Origin of the sequence: Verrucomicrobium sp., from assembly GCA_028283855.1 — a bacterium.
GTDB lineage: Bacteria > Verrucomicrobiota > Verrucomicrobiia > Methylacidiphilales > GAS474 > GAS474.
Map to the genome: position 1 here is coordinate 150,984 of JAPWJX010000004.1, position 14,296 is coordinate 165,279.

Annotated in this window: 15 protein-coding genes; 2 read left to right on the top strand and 13 right to left on the bottom strand. The window is 67.8% G+C overall.

The features are described from left to right. Position 1: 1 nt before the first annotated feature. The 3 genes from aspS to PW734_09080 are packed head-to-tail and all read right to left on the bottom strand — an operon-like array spanning position 2 to position 3,339. Positions 2-1,765 carry an aspartate--tRNA ligase gene (aspS, locus tag PW734_09070; protein MDE1171340.1) on the bottom strand — a complete coding sequence of 588 codons (1,764 nt, stop codon included), beginning with the start codon at positions 1,763-1,765 and terminating at the stop codon, positions 2-4. Then, positions 1,765-3,003: a histidine--tRNA ligase gene (gene hisS, locus PW734_09075; protein ID MDE1171341.1), complete on the bottom strand. Its 1,239-nt coding sequence runs from the start codon at positions 3,001-3,003 to the stop codon at positions 1,765-1,767. The genes aspS and hisS overlap by 1 nt, the downstream gene beginning before the upstream one ends. 9 nt (positions 3,004-3,012) lie before the next feature. Beyond that, positions 3,013-3,339 (bottom strand): integration host factor subunit beta, encoded by a 327-nt coding sequence (locus tag PW734_09080; GenBank protein ID MDE1171342.1) that lies wholly within the window; start codon positions 3,337-3,339, stop codon positions 3,013-3,015. Positions 3,340-3,411: 72 nt separating this feature from the next. Here PW734_09080 and metG point away from each other — a divergent pair, with 72 nt between their 5' ends. Further along, positions 3,412-4,920, top strand: coding sequence for a methionine--tRNA ligase (metG, locus tag PW734_09085; GenBank protein MDE1171343.1), 1,509 nt, complete (start codon positions 3,412-3,414; stop codon positions 4,918-4,920). Here the strand turns inward: metG and PW734_09090 are convergent. Genes PW734_09090 through PW734_09100 form a run of 3 tightly spaced genes read right to left on the bottom strand, consistent with a single transcriptional unit; the run spans position 4,917 to position 7,143 of the window. Continuing rightward, on the bottom strand, positions 4,917-5,303 hold the full coding sequence (locus PW734_09090) for a hypothetical protein (protein MDE1171344.1): 387 nt from the start codon (positions 5,301-5,303) through the stop codon (positions 4,917-4,919). The genes metG and PW734_09090 overlap by 4 nt on opposite strands. A 21-nt stretch (positions 5,304-5,324) precedes the next feature. After that, on the bottom strand, positions 5,325-6,584 hold the full coding sequence (locus PW734_09095) for an N-acetylmuramoyl-L-alanine amidase (GenBank protein ID MDE1171345.1): 1,260 nt from the start codon (positions 6,582-6,584) through the stop codon (positions 5,325-5,327). Continuing rightward, positions 6,553-7,143, bottom strand: coding sequence for a hypothetical protein (locus tag PW734_09100; GenBank protein ID MDE1171346.1), 591 nt, complete (start codon positions 7,141-7,143; stop codon positions 6,553-6,555). The genes PW734_09095 and PW734_09100 overlap by 32 nt, the downstream gene beginning before the upstream one ends. Positions 7,144-7,524: 381 nt before the next feature. Here PW734_09100 and PW734_09105 point away from each other — a divergent pair, with 381 nt between their 5' ends. Continuing rightward, positions 7,525-8,274 carry an NAD-dependent epimerase/dehydratase family protein gene (locus PW734_09105; protein MDE1171347.1) on the top strand — a complete coding sequence of 250 codons (750 nt, stop codon included), beginning with the start codon at positions 7,525-7,527 and terminating at the stop codon, positions 8,272-8,274. On the opposite strand, the gene pssA is transcribed toward PW734_09105, so the two are convergent. The 7 genes from pssA to PW734_09140 are packed head-to-tail and all read right to left on the bottom strand — an operon-like array spanning position 8,257 to position 14,267. After that, on the bottom strand, positions 8,257-9,111 hold the full coding sequence (pssA, locus tag PW734_09110) for a CDP-diacylglycerol--serine O-phosphatidyltransferase (protein ID MDE1171348.1): 855 nt from the start codon (positions 9,109-9,111) through the stop codon (positions 8,257-8,259). The two genes, PW734_09105 and pssA, sit on opposite strands and share 18 nt — an antisense overlap. A gap of 13 nt (positions 9,112-9,124) precedes the next feature. Then, positions 9,125-9,775, bottom strand: a complete 651-nt coding sequence (locus PW734_09115; protein MDE1171349.1) for a phosphatidylserine decarboxylase — start codon at positions 9,773-9,775, stop codon at positions 9,125-9,127. Positions 9,776-9,806: 31 nt separating this feature from the next. After that, entirely contained in the window at positions 9,807-10,649 is an 843-nt protein-coding gene (gene thrB / locus PW734_09120; protein MDE1171350.1) for a homoserine kinase, read from the bottom strand. After that, entirely contained in the window at positions 10,639-11,301 is a 663-nt protein-coding gene (locus PW734_09125) for a rhomboid family intramembrane serine protease (GenBank protein MDE1171351.1), read from the bottom strand. The genes thrB and PW734_09125 overlap by 11 nt, the downstream gene beginning before the upstream one ends. Continuing rightward, positions 11,298-12,146, bottom strand: a complete 849-nt coding sequence (gene nadC, locus PW734_09130) for a carboxylating nicotinate-nucleotide diphosphorylase (protein ID MDE1171352.1) — start codon at positions 12,144-12,146, stop codon at positions 11,298-11,300. The genes PW734_09125 and nadC overlap by 4 nt, the downstream gene beginning before the upstream one ends. After that, complete coding sequence (gene pyrH, locus PW734_09135) at positions 12,147-12,875, bottom strand: UMP kinase (protein ID MDE1171353.1); 729 nt, start codon at positions 12,873-12,875, stop codon at positions 12,147-12,149. 45 nt (positions 12,876-12,920) lie between these two features. Then, the gene (locus PW734_09140) at positions 12,921-14,267 is read right to left on the bottom strand and encodes a hypothetical protein (protein MDE1171354.1); all 1,347 of its coding nucleotides are present in this window, start codon (positions 14,265-14,267) and stop codon (positions 12,921-12,923) included. Positions 14,268-14,296 lie beyond the last annotated feature (29 nt).

Sequence of the window (14,296 nt, forward strand, 5' to 3'; positions counted from 1 at the left end):
ATTATACTTTCGTTTGGATGTGCAGCTCCTTGAGCTGCCGGGGGGTGGCGGGAGAGGGGGCGTTCATGAGCAGGTCGCGGCCGTTCTGGGCCATGGGGAAGGCGATGACCTCCCGGATGCTCGATTCCCCGGAGAGGAGCATGAGGATGCGGTCGATGCCGGGCGCGTTGCCGCCGTGGGGCGGGGCGCCGTGCTTGAAGGCGTTGATCATGCCGCCGAAGCGGGCGTCGACCACGGAGGGATCGTAGCCCGCGATGGCGAAGGCCTTGTACATGATTTCCGGCACGTGGTTGCGGATGGCGCCGGAGGAGACCTCGTAGCCGTTGCAGACCAGGTCGTATTGGTAGGCCAGGAGGGTCAGGGGGTCCTGCTTCTCCAGGGCTTCCATGCCGCCCTGGGGCATGGAGAAGGGGTTGTGGGAGAACTCGACGGCGCGCGTCTCCTCGTTGAACTCGTACATCGGGAAGTCGACGATCCAGGCGAATTTGTAGATGTCCTTTTCCCCGACGCCGAGCTGCTCGGCGATTTTCACGCGCATGGCGCCGAGGACCTTGGCGGCCTTCGCCTCATTCGCGTCGGCGGAGAAGAAGAGGACCGATTTGCCGCCCGCCAGGGCCTTGATGGCTTCCGCGGCGGCGCCGGTCATGAACTTGGCCACGGGGCCGGTCAGCTCGCCGTTCTCCACTTTCACGTAGGCCAGGCCGGGTGCGCCGAGCTTCTTGGCCTCTTCCTGGAGGGCGTCGAACCAGGAGCGGGGCTGGTCGAAGGCCTGCGGAAAGGCCATGGCGCGGACGGTCTTGCCCGCGAAGGCCTTAAAGTCGCTCTGGGCGAAGTGGGCGGTCAGGTCGGTGATCTCGACCGGGATGCGGAGGTCGGGCTTGTCGGTGCCGTACTTCAGGAGCGATTCCTTGTAGGGAATGCGGAGGAACTTGCCGCCGACGTCGTTGATCTTCCACTCCGGCTTGAATTCCTGGAAGAGGGGGACGAAGAGCGCCTCCATGGCGGCGAAGACGTCGTCCTGGGTGACGAAGCTCATCTCCACGTCGAGCTGGTAGAATTCGCCCGGGGTGCGGTCGGCGCGGCCGTCCTCGTCCCGGAAGCAGGGGGCGATCTGGAAGTAGCGGTCGAAGCCCGCGACCATGAGGAGCTGCTTGAACTGCTGCGGCGCCTGGGGCAGGGCGTAGAACTCCCCCGGGTAGATGCGGGAGGGGACCAGGAAGTCCCGCGCGCCTTCCGGGGAGGAGGAGGTGAGGATGGGGGTCTGGAATTCCAGGAAGCCCAGGTCGATCATCCGGCGGCGGATGCTGGAGATGACCTTGGAGCGCAGCACGATCGTCTCGTGCAGCTTGGAGCGGCGGAGGTCCAGGAAACGGTATTTGAGGCGGGTTTCCTCCGGGGTGATGTCTTCCGGGAAAACGTTCATCGGCAGCGGCTCGCACGCGCCGAGGACTTCGTAGCCGCTCACCTCCACCTCCACCTCGCCGGTGGCCAGGGCGGGGTTGAGGGTCCCTTCCGGGCGGTGGCGGACCTGGCCGTCCACCTGGATGACGGTCTCCTTCTGCAGGTGGGAGAGGGCGTCCTGGAAGGGGGCGCTGGGCGGGATGACGACCTGGGTGACGCCGTGGTGGTCGCGCAGGTCGATGAAGAGGACGCCGCCCAAGTCGCGCTTGTTATGGATCCAGCCCGCCAGGCGGACGGTCTCCCCGGCGTTTCCGGCGCGCAGGGCGTTGCAATGATGGGTGCGGTACATGGAGGGGGCCGACATTAGGGGAGGAGCGCCGGGGGCGGCAAGGCTTCCCGCAGGGAGGCGCGGGGCACCTCTTTTTGCGTCCGGGCGGCCAGGTCCTTCACTTCGACGAGGCCCTGCTCCGTCTTGGCGTCGACGATGACGGCGCAGCGGGCGCCGCGCTGCTCGGCCGCCTCGAACTGTTTGCGCACCTTGGCGTCGGGGGAAAGGGAGTAGTCGACGGACCAGCCCGCTTCCCGCAGTTCCTGGACGAGGCCCAGGGCGGCGGGGCGGTAGGCCTCGTCCGGGACGACGACGTAGACGTCGCACGAGGCGGGCGCCTCGGAAAGGAGGCCGCGTTCCTTGAGCAGGTCGGTCAGGACGACGTCCCCCATGCCGAAGCCGATGGCGGGCAGGGGCGCGTCGCCCAGCTTGGAGAGGAGGTCGTCATAGCGGCCGCCGCCCGCGATGGCGCGGAAGGCGCCCTTGCGGTCGAAGGCCTCGAAGACGACGCCGGTGTAGTAGGCCAGGCCGCGGACGATGCGGAAGTCGACCTTGGCGTAGCCGCCCAGGCCGCGCGCGGCCAGCCCGGCGCTGATGTCGGAAAGGGGCTGCCAGGCCGCGCCGTTTTCCAGGACGTCGAAGACTTCCTCCGGCTTGAGGCCGACGGAGGCGAGGCGCTCGGCGATCTTTTCCTTCGGCTCCCGCTCGGACTTGTCGATGGCCTGGAAGACCTCGTACCAGTCCTTTTCCGGCACGGCGCGGGCGGTGAGGAAATCGGTCCAGAAGCGGCGGTCGCTCAGGCGGATGACGAAGTCTTCCTCCGTCAGGCCCAGGCCGCGCAGCGTGTCGATGAGGAGGGCGATCAGCTCGACGTCGGCCTCCGTGCCGCCCTCGCCCAGGATGTCGCAGTTGAGCTGGAAGTGCTCCCGCAGGCGGCCCTTTTGGGTCCGCTCATAGCGGAAGACCTGGGGGATGGAGAACCACTTCAGCGGCTTGCGCAGCTGCTGGTGCCGGGCGGCGACCATGCGGGCCAGGGTGGGCGTCATCTCCGCGCGGAGGGCCACGGCGCGCTCCCCCTTGTCGACGAAGTGGTAGAGCTGGCCGACCAGCTCGTCTCCCGACTTCTTCTGGTAGAGCTCCAGCGGTTCGAGGGGCGGGCCGTCGTATTCGACGAAGCCGTATCGGCGGGCCGTCTTCCGCCAGCGACTGACCAGCGCGTGGCGGAAGGCGAAGTCTTCCGGATAAAAGTCCCGGAAGCCGGGAAGGGACTGCACTACCGGACCTTAGGCCTTGGGAGACTGCTCGGCGGCCATCGTCTCCGTGAGCTTGGAGAGCATGGCCTTGAGTTCCTTGCCGGGCTTGAACTTGATGACGGCGCGGGGCGGGATGAGGATGTCCTTTTCCGGCTTGTTCGGGTTGCGGCCGACGCGCGCCTTGCGCATCTTCACCTCGAAGACGCCGAAGTTGCGCAGCTCGATGGTCTGGCCCTTGGCCATGCTTTCCGCAAAGGAGTCGAGGAGCTTCTGGACGACTTTCATCACCTCTTGTTGGACGAGGCCGGTCTCGTCACTGATGCGCACCACTAAATCTCTTTTGGTCAGGTTGCTCATAGTCAAACGCTTATGAAGTCCGATCCGCCGGGGGATTGCAAGCTATAAAAAAAGCGTATTATCTCCCTGCCCATGCCCCCCCGCTATTTCCTGACGACGGCCATCGATTACGTCAACGGCCGGCCCCATCTGGGCCACGCCTATGAGAAGATCCTGGCCGACGTCCTGGTCCGCTACCATCGGAGCCTGGGGGAGGAGGTCTTTTTCCTGACCGGCGTCGACGAGCACGGGCAAAAGGTCCAGCAATCGGCCCAGGCAAAGGGGATGGCCCCCCAGGCCTTCTGCGACGGGATGAGCGCCCATTTCCGCTCCCTCTGGGAGAAGCTGGGCCTCTCCTTCGACCGCTTCGTCCGGACGACCGACGCCGCCCACAAGGAGGTGGTCCGCCGCTTCCTCCAGCAGCTCCACGACAAGGGGGAGATCTATTTCAAGGAGCACGAGGGCTTCTACAGCACGCGGCAGGAGCAGTTCGTCACGGAAAAGGACATGGTCGACGGCCAGTGGCCGGAGATCTTCGGCGAGGTCGTCCGCACGAAGGAGCCGAATTACTTCTTCAAGCTTTCCCAATACCAGGACTGGCTGCGCGATTACGTGCAGAGCCATCCCGAGTTCGTCTTCCCCTCCTTCCGCCGGAACGAGGTGCTGGCCGCCCTGGAAAAGCCCCTGGGAGACCTCTGCATTTCCCGGCCGAAGAGCCGCCTGGAATGGGGAATCCCGCTTCCCTTCGACGAGGACTACGTCACCTACGTCTGGTTCGACGCCCTCATCAACTACATCTCCTACGCCGACTACGATAAGCCCGATTCGAAGTGGCCGGCCGACGTCCACGTCATCGGCAAGGACATCCTGGTCCCCGCCCATGCCGTCTACTGGCCGATCATGCTCAAGGCGCTGGGGCAGGAACTGCCGAAGCAGCTCCTCGTCCACGGCTGGTGGATGAACCGCGGGGCGAAGATGAGCAAGTCGGTGGGCAACGTCATCGACCCGGAGCCCTACATCGAGAAATTCGGCGCCGACGCCCTCCGCTACTTCGTCATGCGGGAGATGGTCTTGGGCCAGGACGCCGACTTTACCGACGAGCGGCTCCTCCAGCGTTACCAGAGCGACCTGGGCAACGACCTGGGGAACCTGGTGCAGCGCTCCCTCTCCATGATCCACCGCTACCGGCAGGGCGTCGTCCCCGCCGTGGCGTGCGACGCCGGCCTGGCGGACGAGGCCCCCGTGGCCGCCTACAAGGAAGCGATGGCCACCGGCCAGACCCACCTGGCCCTCCAGGCCGTCTGGCAGCTGGTGCAGAAGGCCAACCAATACGTGGAGCAGACCGCCCCGTGGAAGCTGGCGAAGGAGGAGGCGAACGCCGCCCAGCTCGACACCGTGCTGGCCAGCCTGGCGGAAACCGTCCGCCGTTTGGCCATCCTCATCGGCGCGGTGCTGCCGGAGACGTCGGCAAAGATCTTCGCCCAGCTCGGCCTTCCCGCCGAGACGCTGCTGGAAAAGGCGGCCTGCGGGACGAGCCTCCACGGCCGCACCCTGGGCCAGCCCCAGCCCCTCTTCCCCCGGCTGGAAGAGCCGAAGGCCTAGGCCTGTTCCGGTGCGGCATGCGCGCGGACGGCCATCTCGTCGAGGCGCGCGGCGTATTCGGGGGCGTGGCGGAAGCTGTGGGCCACCTCGGCCAGGATTTCCTTCCCCTCCGGACCTTGGAGGCTTTCCAGGGTCTGGATCAGGGCGGCTCCGGCGGCCAGGGAGGTTTCGTTGCGGGCGGGCGCGGCCACGGCGTCGCGGACGGTCTTGCCCAGGAAGTAGACGAAATCGCGCCGGGTGCCGCGGATCGGGCCTTCGCCCAGGACGGGCAGGTCGACGGCGACGGGCCGTCCGGCGGCGGCGTCGAGGATCTGGCTTTCCGTGGGGCGGGGCAGGCCGCCCAGGAAGAGGACGCCGTCTTTGAGAAGGGCGGATTGGCTCATGGTTTCTTCTGTAGAATTCGGCTATTGGGGGGCCGGTTTTCCTAAATAGGCGATGACGGCGTCGGCGACGGCCTGGCCGTATTCGGAAAAGAGGCTGGGTTGGCGTTTCCCCGCGACGAGCTTGAGGCCGTCGTAGTCTCCCGCCTCGATCCGGGCGTAGGCATCCCTGGCGTTCATGTAGGGCCCCTCGACGAAGACGACGGGGCCGGGGAAGGCCCGGTTGGCCAAAAGGTTGCGGGCGTAGACGCAGGGATTGGGGCCGACGCGGCGGACGGCGGGCCAGTCCTGGTAGGTTTCCGGCGGGTAGTCCGGCCAGACTTTCTGGAGGTTCTTCGCCACCAGGGCGGCCAGGGCGGCCTCTTCCGGGGCGGTCCCTTCCAGCAGCTTGCGGACGAGGCCGAAGCGCTCGTCCTCGTAGGCGATCTCGTCCGGGCCGTATTGGCCGTGGACGAAGACGACCAGGCGGCTCTGGGGGACGAAGTCGGGACGGTAGGGGCTGCCCCAGGGGGCGGCGTTGAAGTGGATGCAGAGGGTCAGGTCGGGCCGGAGGGCGGCGACCCGCTTGGCCCGGGCGTCGATCTCCGCCGTGCGGTAGAAGAGCTTCTCCGCCTCCACGTCGATCTGCCGTTCCAAAAGCGGCTGCGGCAGGAGGGAAAGGGGATGCCCGTTTTCAAACAGGGCCTGAAGGGCGGGCCCGCGCAGGTCCTCCGGGCGGAGGGAGGTGACGGGCTCCTCGTCCTTCTTCGTCCAGACGACGCGGAAGCCCGCCTGCAGGAGGGCGGCCTCGATCCGGCGGCAGGCCAGGAGGTTCAGCTTGGCTTCCAGGACGGGGAGGTCGTGGTCGATCTGGAAGAAGCGCTCTTCCATGTGGGCCCAGGGGCCGCCGATGTGGCCGGGGTCCAGGCAGATGACCGGGGGATGACCGGGTTCCCGGCGGGGGGAGGGGCGGCGGTCCCCCTCCGTGGCGAAGGCGAGGCGGTAACGGGGAGTCAGTTTTCCGTCGTCGGCGTAGAAGACGATCTCTCCCGCGTCCTCCTCCGCGTAGCGGCGGAAGGCGGCCAGGCTGGCCGGGGTGGTGGCGTAGAGGGCCTTCAGCCGGGAGTCGAACTCCTCCCGGGTGACGGTTTTCTGATAGGGATCGAGCTGGGCCCAGACGGGCGGCCGAGCCAGGGGGGTGAGCTTGGCGCCGCCGTTCGGCGCGGCCTGCGCGGCGGCGGCTCCGCAGAGAAGCGCCGCCAGCAGGGCGAGGCTAGTTCTTGCTCTTGTTGGTATTGTTAACAAAGGGCTTGAACTGCATCTCCAAGATGCGTCCGTCGGTGGCGGAAACCCGGGCGTAGCCGATGTATTCTTCCTTGCCGTTGTTATCGACGTAGATGCGGAGGCGCCACACCGGCTCGCGCAGGCTTTGGTCGCGGGAGAGGTCGTAAAGGACGCTGCTGAGGGTGTAGGGCTTCAGGAGGTTGGTCTGGGCCAGGATGTTGAGGGCCTTGTCCGAGTCGACTTTCAGCGTGGAGGGATCGATGACCTCTTCCAGCTTGTAGGCGGCCAGGCGGAGGTTCCCCAGGTCGAAGTAGCCTTCCTGGATGCCGGTGACGGAGTTGCCGGTGAGGGTGACGAGGCGGCCGTTCTGGCTGGCCATCTCATCATAAAAAACGAAGTGCCAGACGTCCGGCGTCAGGTTGGAGGTGCTGCGGTCGCCCCGGACGAGGACCAGCCGCTGCTGGGCGCCGACGGGCACTTGCTTGGAGGCGACGGCCTCCGCCTGGAAGGCGCTCAAGGGAGCGGCGTGCAGGGGGGCTGCGAAGGCGGCCAAGACCAGGAGGCAAAAAAGGTGTCTCATGCGGGGTGGAGCTTAATGCCTGTCTAAGATTTGGCAAGGGCCGTCCGGCGGGGCATATTTCCGGCATGGAAGTGCTGGTGACTGGCGGGACTGGTTTCGTGGGCCGGGCGGTGGTGGCGCGGCTTCTGGCGGCGGGCCACCGGGTCCGCGTTCTGGTCCGCAAACGGCGGAAGAAGTTCCTTCCCCGGGCGGAGCAGGCGGAAGGCTCCCTTTCCGATCCGGCCGCGCTGGACCGGGCCTGCCAGGGGGCGGACGCGGTCGTCCACCTGGTCGGTATCATCGCGGAGGGGCGGGGCCGGACGTTTGAGGCCGTCCACCGGGAGGGGACGCGCGCCGTCCTGGCCGCGGCGGAGCGGGCGGGCGTCTTCCCGCTACCTGCACATGAGCGCCCTGGGCGCCGATCCCGCCTCCAATGCCCGCTACCAGCGGACGAAGGGGGAGGCGGAGGCCCTCGTCCGCGCCAGCGCCCTGTCGTGGACGATCTTCCAGCCCTCGATCGTCTTCGGTCCCGGGGACCAGTTCGTCAACCAGTTCGCCCGGCTGCTTCGGTTTCCCTTCAACCTGCTCCAGGCCTATTCCTTCCCGCTCATCGGCGGGGGCGGGACGCTCTTTCAGCCGGTGGCGGTGGAGGACGTCGCGGAGGCCTTCGCGCGCGCGCTGGAGCGGCCGGAGACGGCGGGGAAGACCTACGTCCTGGCCGGGGCGGAGCGCGTTTCCCTGCGGGAGATTCTGGAGGAGGTGGCGCGGCTCACCGGCCAGCGCCGGGTGGTGGAGGAGGCCCCCTTCCTCCTGACGCTGCGGCTCCTCCTGTGGGCGGGCGTGGCGGCGGTCCTCATGGCGGTCCTCGTCGGCCAGTCCTTTTCCCCCCGGGGCGCGGCGCTTTGGGTCTTTGCCTACGGCATCGCGCTGGCCTGGCGGCAGCTGATCTTTTTCCGGCTGCCCTGGAAGGCGGCCGAGGCGGCCGGCGCGGTTTTTGAAAAAATCCTGCCGAAGCCGCCGCTGACGCGGGACCAGGTGCTCATGCTGCGGCGGGACAACGTGGGGGACGCCACCCCGGCGGAGCGGGACCTGGGCCTGGCCTGGCGGCCCTTCCGGGCGGGGATCGCCGCTTATCTACCGGGACGGCGGTAGGTCTTTGAAGAGGGGGGCGTCGTCCTCGTCGTCGTCGTCCTCTTCCTCGATCTGGCGGCGCAGGGCGCGGGAGACGAAGGGGCGGAAGAAGCCGTAGAGCAGGTAGGAGACGAAGACCACCGCCAGCATCCAGTGGTAGTAGACGATGGTCAGGAAGAGGAGCGCCACGGTGGCGATGAATTTCCCCAGGGAGTGCTCCGTGCGGAGGCTGAATCCCTTGAAGCTCGGGTACTTGAACCGGCTGAACATCATGATCGAGAGGAAGAAGAGGAGGGCCGCCAGGAGGTATTTGCCCCAGCCGCGCTCCAGCTCCCGGTCCGTCTCATAGTAGTAGAGCATGAGGAGGGTGATGGAGGAGACGAGGCCCGCCGCCGCCGGGATGGGGAAGCCGGTGAATTCCTTGCTGGCTCCGGGCACGCTGGGGAGGGAGGCGTGGACGTTGAAGCGGGCCAGGCGGAGCGCGCCGCACATCAGGTAGAAGGCGGCCAGGATCCAGCCCAGGCGGAAGGGGATTTCCTTCAGCACGATTTCGAAGACGAGGAGCGCCGGGGCGACGCCGAAGGAGACGATGTCCGCCAGGGAATCGAACTCGCGGCCGAAGGGGCTCTCCGTGCCGCCGCGCCGGGCGACCTGCCCGTCGAGCATGTCGAAGATGCAGGCGTAGAGGATGAAGGTGAGGCTCGACTCGTAGATCTGGATCCAGTTCTCGCCGCCGCCGGAGCGGTCGATGGTGCCCTGGAAGATGCGGAGCACGGCCAGGAAGCCGCAGATCAGGTTGCCCGCCGTCATCAGGTTCGGCAGGAGGTAGATCTTGTGGGGGGGATGGTTCGGCTTCATGGGGTCCGGAGCGTTAGGGCCAGCGGGCGATGGGCGTCTCGGCGCCCTTCACGCGGTCGCCAACCTGGACCAGCACGGAGCAGTCGACGGGCAGGAAGAGGTCGGTGCGGGAGCCGAAGCGGATCATGCCCAGGTGCTCGCCGCGGTAGACCTCGTCCCCGGCCTTCTTCCAGGGGACGATGCGGCGGGCGATGAGCCCGGCGATCTGCCGGATGACGACGGGGCCGCGCCCCGTTTCCAGGAGCCAGTCCTGGTGCTCGTTGGCCAGGTGGGAGGCCTCGTCCCGGACGTCGAGGAACTTGCCCGGGGTGTGGACGGTCTTCTTGATGATGCCGGGCCAGGGGACGCGGTTGACGTGGACGTCGAAGACGGAGAGGAAGACGGAAACGCGCAGGCAGGGCCCCAGGTCGAAGGGGGACTGGTCGAGCCGCTCGACGTGGGTGACCAGGCCGTCGGCGGCGGAGGTCAGGACGGCCTCGTCCGCGTCGGAGGCGCGGTAGGGATCGCGGAAGAAGTAGAGGACGAAGGCGCAGGCCAGCGCCAGCAGGCCGGTGACGATCCAGGCCAGTGCCGCCGGCAGCAGGCTGGAGAGGGAGAAGCTGCCCACCAAAAGGAGGAGCAGCGGAAGCAGGAAGCGGAGGCTTTCTTGGCGGGCCGTTTTCATGAAGCCCACCTTTCTAGGGAGTCTTGCCGACTTAAACAAGGCCGCGATTGTCCGCCTGGGTCACGAAGGTCCGCGCGCCGATGCCCGCCTTCCTGGCCGCCCGGAGCATGGCGGCCGCGATTTTCTCCGAGTCCTTAAGGGTCAGGGCCATGAGGGTGGAACCGGCGCCGCTCAGGTAGAAGCCGAGGGCTCCGGCTTTCAGGGCCGCTTCCCGGACGGCGTCCCAGCCGGGGAGGAGCTTGGCCCGGTAGGGCTGGTGGAGGCGGTCGTCGAAGAGGCCGGGCAGGGCCTCGTATTCCTGGGCGGCGAAGGCGGCGGTGAGGAGGGCGGTGCGGCCGACGTTGGCCACGGCGTCGGAAAGGGGGACCTTCTTCGGCAGGACGGCGCGGGCCTTCTTGGTCGGCAGCTCGAAGTCGGGGACCAGGCCGACGAAGCGGAGCCGGGGCGCGACGGGGGCCAGGAGGTAGCGCTTCCCCGCGCAGGCGGCGAAACCGCCGTGGAAGGCCGGGACGGCGTTGTCCGGATGCCCTTCCAATTCGACGACGAGGGCCAGGAGGCGCGAGTCCGGCAGGGGCTCGCCCGCCAGGCGGTTGAGCCCGGCGGCGACGCCCAGGCGGACGGTGACGCTGCTCCCCAGGCCGCGCGCGGGCGGGACGCTGCCCTTTACCGAGGCCGCGAAGGGGAAGGAACGGATTTTCGCCGCCTGGAAGAAGGCCCGGGCGGTCTCCGCGATCATCCCCTCGGCGGCGTCCTCCTTCGCATGGGCGACGCGTACCGTGTTGTGGAGCTTCAGCGCCACGCCCAGGCAGTCGAAGCCGGGGCCGAGGTTGGAGCTGGTCGCGGGGACGCGGACGGAGACGGCCTTAGTTTTCATGGGGAGGGTCGAGGGGTTCGGACGTGTGATCGGCGAAGGCGGGCGGCGCGGGGGCGGTGACGCGCCACCGGCGCATGGCGACGAAGCCGAAGAGCGCCCCGCCCAGGTGGGCGGTGTGGGCGATGGAGGGGAGCCAGCCCGCCGCCTGGCAGAGGATCTCCACGCCGACGAGGGCCAGGGCCAGCGTCCGCGCCGTCATCCGCAGCGGCAGGACGAAGAGGACCCAGACCTGCAGGGCGCGCCGGGGCGCGTAGCAGGCATAGGCGGCCAGGAGGCCGAAGACCGCGCCGCTGGCCCCCTCGATGGCGGCGTTCGGCTCCGGCTTGGTGGCCAGCCAGAGGAGGCCGGCGCAGAGGAGGGAGCCCAGGTAGAGGGCCAGGAAGCGGCGCGGCCCCAGCGGCTCCTCCAGCTCCCGCCCCAGGAACTGGAGCATGAGCATGTTGAAGAGGATGTGGATGACCAAGGTCTCCGAGTGGAGCCAGCCGTAGGTGAAGAGCTGCCACCACCGCCCCGCCGCGATGCCCGCCGGGGAAAGGGCGAAGGTGTCGTCAATCCAGCCCGATTCCTTCCCGTAGAAGAAAAGGAGCTGGAGGAGGAAGACGGCGCAGCAGCCCGCGATGAGGGCGAAGGTGAGGGGGGCGCGCCGCCTCACGAGAGGACCTCCAGGGAGAAGTCGACCGCGGTGGCGCTGTGGGTCAGCGCGCCGACGGAGATGAAGTCGACCCCCGTCCGCCCGACGGCGGGGACCCGCGCCAGCGTCATGTTTCCGGAGGCTTCCAGCTCGACGCGGCCCGCCGCTTCCCGGACGGCGGTTTCCATCTCCTCCAGGCCCATGTTGTCCAAAAGGATGCGGTCGACGTCCAACTTCAGGAGGAGGCGGACCTGGTCGAGGGTGTCGGCCTCGAACTCGAGGAGCGCGTTCGGCTTGAGCGCGCGGGCGGCGGCGATCCGCTCCCGCAGCGTGGCGGGGTCGAAGGCGGTCCAGTGGTTGTCCTTCACCAGGAAATGGTCGTGGAGGCCGGTGCGGTGGTTGGTCCCGCCACCGCAGAGGACGGCGTATTTCTCCAAATGGCGCAGGCCGGGCGTCGTCTTGCGGGTGTCCAGGAGGCGGGTCTTCGTCCCGGCCAGGGCGTCGACGAAGCGGCGGGTCAGCGTGGCGATGCCGGAAAGGCGCTGGAGGTAGTTGAGCGCGGGCCGCTCGCCGACGAGGAGGGGATGGAGCGCCCCCTCGATCCGCAGGACGGTGGCGCCGGGCTCCAGCGCGTCGCCGTCCCGGGCTTCCGCCGTGAGGCGCAGGGACGGGTCCTCTTCCCGGAAGACCGCCTCCGCCACGGGCAGCCCCGCCAGGACGCACCGTTCCTTGGCGAAGATGCGTGCCTTGGCGTGGCTTTGCGCGGGGACGAAGATTTGCGTCGTGATGTCGCCGGGGCCGCGATCCTCCTCCAGCGCGCGGCGGGCGGCCTCGCGGAGGATCTCCGGGGACGGCGGCGGGATCATCTAAACTTTGTCGCTGACCAGGGTGCCGACCTTCTCTCCCTGGACGACGGCCTTGAGGTTTCCCGGCTTGAACATGTCGAAGACGATGATCGGCATCCGGTTGTCCATGCAGAGGGAAAAGGCGGTCGAGTCCATGACGGCCAGGCGGCCCTTGAGCGCCTCCAGGTAGCTGATCCGGTCGAAGCGCTTGGCCTCGGGGTTCTTCTTCGGGTCGGAATCGTAGATGCCGTCGACCTTCGTCGCCTTGAGGATGATCTGGGCGCCGATTTCGTTGGCGCGCAGGGCGGCGGTGGTGTCGGTGGAGAAGAAGGGGTTGCCCGTGCCGGCGACGAAGATGATGACGCGCCCCTTTTCCAGGTGGCGGATGGCCCGGCCGCGGATGAAGGTCTCGGCGATGTTCTTCATCTCGATGGCGGTGAGCACGCGGGTGGGCACGTCGACCTTTTCCAGCGCGTCGCGCAGGCCCAGGCCGTTCATGACGGTGGCCAGCATGCCCATGTAGTCGGCGGTGCTGCGGTCCATCCCGGCGTGGGAGGGGGTCAGGCCGCGCCAGATGTTGCCGCCGCCGATGACGATGGCCACCTCGACGCCCAGCCGGTGGATTTCCGCGATCTGCTTGGCGATCTGAAGGGTGACCTGCGGATCGATCGCCTCCTCTCCGGCCAGCACCTCCCCGCTGAGTTTTAGGAGGATGCGTTTGAAGGTCGAGGGCCGGGGAGTGTCTTGCATTAAAGAGACAAAATCCTGGGGGGGGCGATTTTTGTCAATCTCATCTCATCCTCCCGCGCCGAATGTGGCGGCCGCTCCATCCACCCCCAGCTTTAAGAGCGTGCCGGGGGAGGTGACGATGGCGTGCCGCAATTTCGGCGTCAGGTCGTCGATGGGCTTTTCCGCCGTGCCGGAGAGGTGGGCCACCGCCCAGCGGTAATCGGCGGAGCGTTCCGGGTCCCGGGTGAAGAGGCTTTGGCCGTCCTTCGGCAGCCAGGCCAGGCTCTTTGGCTCCACGCCCAGGCGGATGATGCCGGTCAGGCGGCCTTTCTCGACGCGGAATTCTCCCTCCAGGCGGCAGAGGCCGGGGGCCTCCGTCACGATGCCGTCGACGTTGAAGACAGGGTCCCGCCATTCCCAGGAGGCCTGGGCTTCCCGAAGGCGGAGGTTGGCCCACTCTTTGTTGTGGGAGAGCAGGGCCAGGAACCGCAGCGCCAGGGTGTTGCCGAAGATGACGTCGCTGACGGCGAAGTCCCCCTTGCCCCATCCGCCCTGGAGGGCGCGCGGGCCGTTCCACATCAGGTTGCCGCTGATGCGGCCGCCGCGCAGCCGGTCCCGCCAGGGGGGGTAGACCCAGCTCTTCAGCGGCAGGTCGGCGAAGGTGGCCTGGGCCTCCACGTGCTCATCCTCCGGCTGCATCCCGGCGAAGCCCCGCACCTTGAGCCAGCCGGGATCGTCCTCCTTCATGGGGGTGAGGGTGGCCCGCTCCACGATGAGGTAGGGCTTGGTGACGATGAAGGAGAGGTCGGCCACCCGCTGAAGGGGCAGCTGCGGCAGCTCGAAGGTCCCGCCGTTGCCGGTGAAGCGCCAGTCCTTTTCCCCGTAGGGAGTCACCCGCATGGGGACATGCCGCAGGCCGGACATTTTCCCGTCCACGTCCCAAAGGACCTGGGCGTCCGGGGTGAGGACCTCCTTCAGGTAGAATTTCTGCGGCATGAGCCAGACGTACCAGGGGCGGTGCCCGGCGTTGAGGGGGACCTTTTTCTTCGGGTCGGGCGGGCGCAGGGTCAGCGTGGCGTGGGCGATGGTGATGCGGTCCACCTGCCAGCGCCGCAGAAGGACGCCCCAGGGGTTGAAGCGGGCGGTGACCGTTTCCGCGTCGAGGGAGGCGATGGCCTCGCCCGGACGGCCCTTGCTGTGGAAGAAGTCGGTCCAGACGTCGCAGCCCTGGTGATGAAGGGGGGCGAAGTCCCCCTCGACCTTGAGGCCTTTGGAGGTCGACTCGGCGATTTTCTTTCGGAACGTGTCGCTGTCCAGGTAGGCGTCCAGCCGGGGCCGTTCCTGTTTCCAGGCGACAGCCAGGCCGATCGCCAAAAGGACGAGGAAGAGGAGGAGGGCCCGGAGAAAAGTCATCTCCGGTTAACCTAGCCGAGAATCGGCGG